Source organism: Anaerosporobacter sp. (genome assembly GCF_965301125.1).
Window position 1 is genome coordinate 1 of the sequence record NZ_CBDLAM010000254.1, and the last position, 4,388, is coordinate 4,388.

The window sequence follows — 4,388 nt, forward strand, 5'->3', positions numbered from 1 at the left end:
AATTTTTTAACCTACAAAACTCTTTGTGCTAGGTGTAGCAGCCACGCTTGCTACAAGCCCCTTCGTAGGATGCAGTTCTAAATCAAATAATACAAATTCCAATTCCGTAGAATCCAGTGAAATTTCGGAGGACGAAGCAAATTCAGATTCTGTGTATGCTAAAGTGCAAAGTATAGACGGCAATAGTATCACTGCAATAAAAGGACAATTAAACACTTCGGTAGAAGGTAATGGTGCTCCTCCTGAAAAACCTGCCGATAACGGAAGTACTACCGATGGAACGCAACCTCAACCTGACGGAAATGCTCCAGCAGATATGCCTTCAGGATCTCCTGGTGGTAGTAGTTTTGAAGAAGGAACGGATACCATTACTTTCACTGTTACTGATGATACCACAATAACTGTTGAATTTCTTCAAGGTAGCCAAGAAGGTACCATTGATGACATCGCTGTTAATTCGATTCTTCAATTAACTCTTGATGATAACAATAATGCTACTTCTATCGTCGTTAAGAATCTTCAAAGTGGTAGTGGATTCGGAGGAAGCTCTACTGTAACAAACGGAACATCCGCCAATACAATTGATTCGGATTCTGAGATTTCCGATGAGAAATATACTTCCACAGGAGATGATGAGAATGCACTTCGTGTTGATGGTGCAACTGTAAGTCTTGACGGTATAACTGTAGAAAAAACAGGAGGTGAATCTTCTAATACAGAGAATGGTGACTTCTATGGACAGAATGCAGGATTATTAGCTCTTAATGGTGCTACCGTAACCATCAAGAATGCCACTGTTAATACTACCGCAGTTAACGGAAATGGTGTCTTCAGTTACGGAGAAGGAACTACGGTCAACATCTCGGACTCAACCATCCGTACAACCAAGAATAATTCTGGTGGTATTCAAACAACTGGTGGTGCTACGATGAATGCAACAAATCTTGATATTCAAACAGAAGGCAACTCAGCTGCTGCTATTCGTAGTGATCGTGGTGGTGGTAATGTAAACGTTACTGGAGGTTCTTATGTAACGAATGGAACAGGTAGTCCAGCTATCTATAGTACAGCCAATATTGTAGTTAGCGATGCTACTCTAACTGCTAACAATTCCGAAGCTGTTGTTGTGGAAGGTAAAAATTCAGTATCCTTAACTAACTGTAACCTAACTGGTAATATGGCTGGTACCTATCAAGATGGTGAAGAAAACATTCACTGCGTAATGATTTATCAAAGTATGTCTGGGGATGCTGCTATGGGTGATGCTACCTTCACAATGAATGGTGGTAGCATCACTTCCAAAAACGGAGACCTCTTCTATGTAACAAATACCAATTGTGATATTACTCTATCCGATGTTGCACTTACATTAGCTAATGATAACTTACTAACTGTTGCAGGTAATAATTCTAGCCGTGGTTGGGGTACTGAAGGATCAAATGGTGGTAACGTGAATTTTACTTCCGAATCACAAACAATGGAAGGGAATATAACTTGTGATTCCATCTCAACACTTAACCTAACTATGAAAAATGTAACTAACTTCAAAGGTACCATTAACACATCTGGAGCTGCTGGTACAGTATCCGTAACTATAGATGCTGACTCCACATGGACATTGACAGGTGATAGTTATGTAACCTCTTTTGATGGAGACTTAACTAGTGTGAATACAAATGGATATCACCTTTATGTAAATGGTGAAAAAGTAGCCTAATATATAGACCCCTCTGTTCATCTTAAAGTTCAATTTGGATAGATGAACAGAGGGGTTTTCTTTTAATTATTAATTGTAATTTTCCTCCATAAAATGGTATACTCTAATAAACTTACTACTTTATTACATTAGCAAGTTATTATATCAAATTAGAATGGAGGTTATTATGCACTCGATGGATAAAATCAAATCTCTAGTAGGAGATGACGCAACAGAAGAAGATTTAAAATTTGTAGATTGCTATGTCCATGACAAATTAGGTATCTTCATACCAAGTATGGGGCAATGCCTATATGCAATTAAACCGTACCATACACACCCTTCCTATATGTTTATCATATACTTTGATCCTGCTGCATGCAAGAATGTGAATATCGAGATTCCAAATAATCACTACTTATCTACTGTTTCATCCCCACTTATTAAGCACCAAGAAAGTGCCCAAGACTCTCACCACTATTACTGCATCCTAATAGACAAAGAATATTTTGAAAGTCAATATCTACTATACGCTTCATCAGTTCCAGAATTTAATTTTCTCCAATTCCCATTGTGCCATGACATATTAAAGACACTAAATATATTTACATTTGAAGCAGGCAAAGAGATGAAGAATAGTAATATTACACTTACTGCACAAAGTACAATTATTACTCACTGGTTAATAAGAAGTATTTTACAAGAAAACTATGATATGCGGGCAATTACATCTAATTACGTAATTTCACGTACACAACACTATATCGAACAACACTTAGATGAATCTATTACTGTCAAAACTTTAGCATTGTCAGCAAATATGTCGATTACTCACTTTAATCGGATTTTTAAAAAGGAACTAGGTATGACTCCAATTGATTATTTAATTGACGCTCGAATAACCCGCGCTAAGAATTTACTTCGAAGACTTGACCATTCCATAACAGATATATCATTAAAATGTGGTTTTAACAGTAATGCTCATTTTTCTTCTACATTTCAGAAAAAGGTAGGAATTACTCCCACTGAATATCGGAACTCTTATCAATATTAACATGATTGCATCTTTATAAAATAGGGTTTTATTTTGAAATATTTCTCCTTTTCTCTCTGCTATGATATATAAATCAGTAACCATTAATGACTGATGGATACATATAAACACAAATCAATATAAATCAATACTTAATAAAATGGAGGGAATCATATGACCAAGGAAGAGATCTTTCAACAATTAAATTCACATCCTGCCTTTCACGTTGCAACTGTAGAAGGTGACCAACCACACACGCGAGCTGTCTTACTATATCGTGCTGATGAAAATGGTATTATCTTTCATATAGGCCGTAGTAAAGACATATTTGCACAGATTACGGAGAATCCCAAAGCAGAGTTCTGTTTTAACTGCGAAGGTACACAGATTCGTATTTCTGGGGAGTTAACTATCATTGACGACAATAACCTAAAAGATGAAATCGTAAATCATCCTACTCGCACCTTTCTAAAAGCTTGGACTAATAGTGGCGAACTAGGTGATTTCTATCATTCTATGCAAGTTCTTTGTATGAAACATGGTAAGGCAACAACATGGACAATGGATACTAACTTTGCACCTAAAGAATATATTCAACTATAAAATACTTTGATTCTCAAAATATTTTTATTGACACATGCATTATTATACGTTATATTATTTTCAACAAGAAATAGTGACTTATTTAACTACTTTGCAAGGAATGTTAAAGGTACTTCAAAATTATGTAATTTTTGAAATTAAGTAGAAAGGTTGAACATATTTATGAAAACACGTATTATTATAGATTCCGCATGTGACATATCAAAAGCTGAGGCTGATCAATTAGGACTTGACTTCCTACCACTGAAAACATTATTTGGAAACGAAGAATATCTTGATGGTATTAACCTATCTCCTTCTGAATTCTATGAGAAATTAGTTGAGGGTGATTGCATGCCTACAACAAGCCAAATCTCTCCATATGATTTTGAACAATTATATAAAGAAATCAAAGATGCTGGAGAAACTGCTGTTGTTATTACACTATCAGGTAAATTATCAGGTACAAATTCAAGTGCCAATATTGCTTTAGAAGGCTATGAAGATTGTATTCATATTGTAGATAGTGAGAATGTATGTATAGGGGAACAAATACTTGTACGTGAAGCAGTACGTCTACGTGATCAAGGTCTTAGTGCAACAGAAATTGCTGACGAACTAAATGTAAAGAAAAAGAACGTTTGCTTACTTGCCTTACTTGATACATTAGAATACTTAAAACGTGGTGGACGTATATCTAAAACTGCTGCTTTTGCTGGTGGACTATTATCTATCAAACCAGTTATTGCAATTCAAGATGGAGAAGTTGCTATTTTGGGAAAAGCAAGAGGTTCCAAAAACGGTAATAATATGCTAATGGAATTAATCGAAAAAAGTGGCGGTATCGACTTTACAATGCCTCTTACACTTGGATATACAGGTCTAGATGATTCACTACTTCAAAAATATATGAAAGACAGTTCTCACATCTGGCAAGGTAACATCGAAAGCCTTCCAATAAGTACGATTGGAAGTACAATTGGAACGCATGCTGGACCTGGCGCCATTGCTGTTGCATTCTTTCATAAATAATCAATAAAAAAATGAGGCATTGCCCAATGTCATTTAGTTAAGAAT

Annotated in this window: 4 protein-coding genes; all 4 read left to right on the forward strand. The window is 35.7% G+C overall.

The window, feature by feature from the left end:
• Positions 1–25 precede the first annotated feature (25 nt).
• The 4 genes from ACW2QF_RS18080 to ACW2QF_RS18095 all read left to right on the forward strand — a co-directional run bounded on the left by ACW2QF_RS18080 (position 26) and on the right by ACW2QF_RS18095 (position 4,343).
• On the forward strand, positions 26–1,717 hold the full coding sequence (locus ACW2QF_RS18080) for a hypothetical protein (protein ID WP_455717414.1): 1,692 nt from the start codon (positions 26–28) through the stop codon (positions 1,715–1,717).
• Positions 1,718–1,892: 175 nt separating this feature from the next.
• Positions 1,893–2,750 (forward strand): helix-turn-helix domain-containing protein, encoded by an 858-nt coding sequence (locus ACW2QF_RS18085; RefSeq protein WP_455717415.1) that lies wholly within the window; start codon positions 1,893–1,895, stop codon positions 2,748–2,750.
• A gap of 153 nt (positions 2,751–2,903) precedes the next feature.
• A complete protein-coding gene (locus ACW2QF_RS18090; protein ID WP_455717416.1) occupies positions 2,904–3,332 on the forward strand; it encodes a pyridoxamine 5'-phosphate oxidase family protein in 429 nt (142 codons plus the stop codon).
• Between the two features lie 162 nt (positions 3,333–3,494).
• Positions 3,495–4,343 (forward strand): DegV family protein, encoded by an 849-nt coding sequence (locus ACW2QF_RS18095; protein WP_455717417.1) that lies wholly within the window; start codon positions 3,495–3,497, stop codon positions 4,341–4,343.
• The last annotated feature ends 45 nt before the right edge of the window (positions 4,344–4,388 follow it).

Bases quoted from the DNA above. Each gene is read 5' to 3' on its own strand.
- ACW2QF_RS18095 (WP_455717417.1), top strand. From the start codon at position 3,495: ATGAAAACACGTATTATTATAGATTCCGCATGTGACATATCAAAAGCT.
- ACW2QF_RS18085 (WP_455717415.1), top strand. From the start codon at position 1,893: ATGGATAAAATCAAATCTCTAGTAGGAGATGACGCAACAGAAGAAGAT.
- ACW2QF_RS18090 (WP_455717416.1), top strand. From the start codon at position 2,904: ATGACCAAGGAAGAGATCTTTCAACAATTAAATTCACATCCTGCCTTT.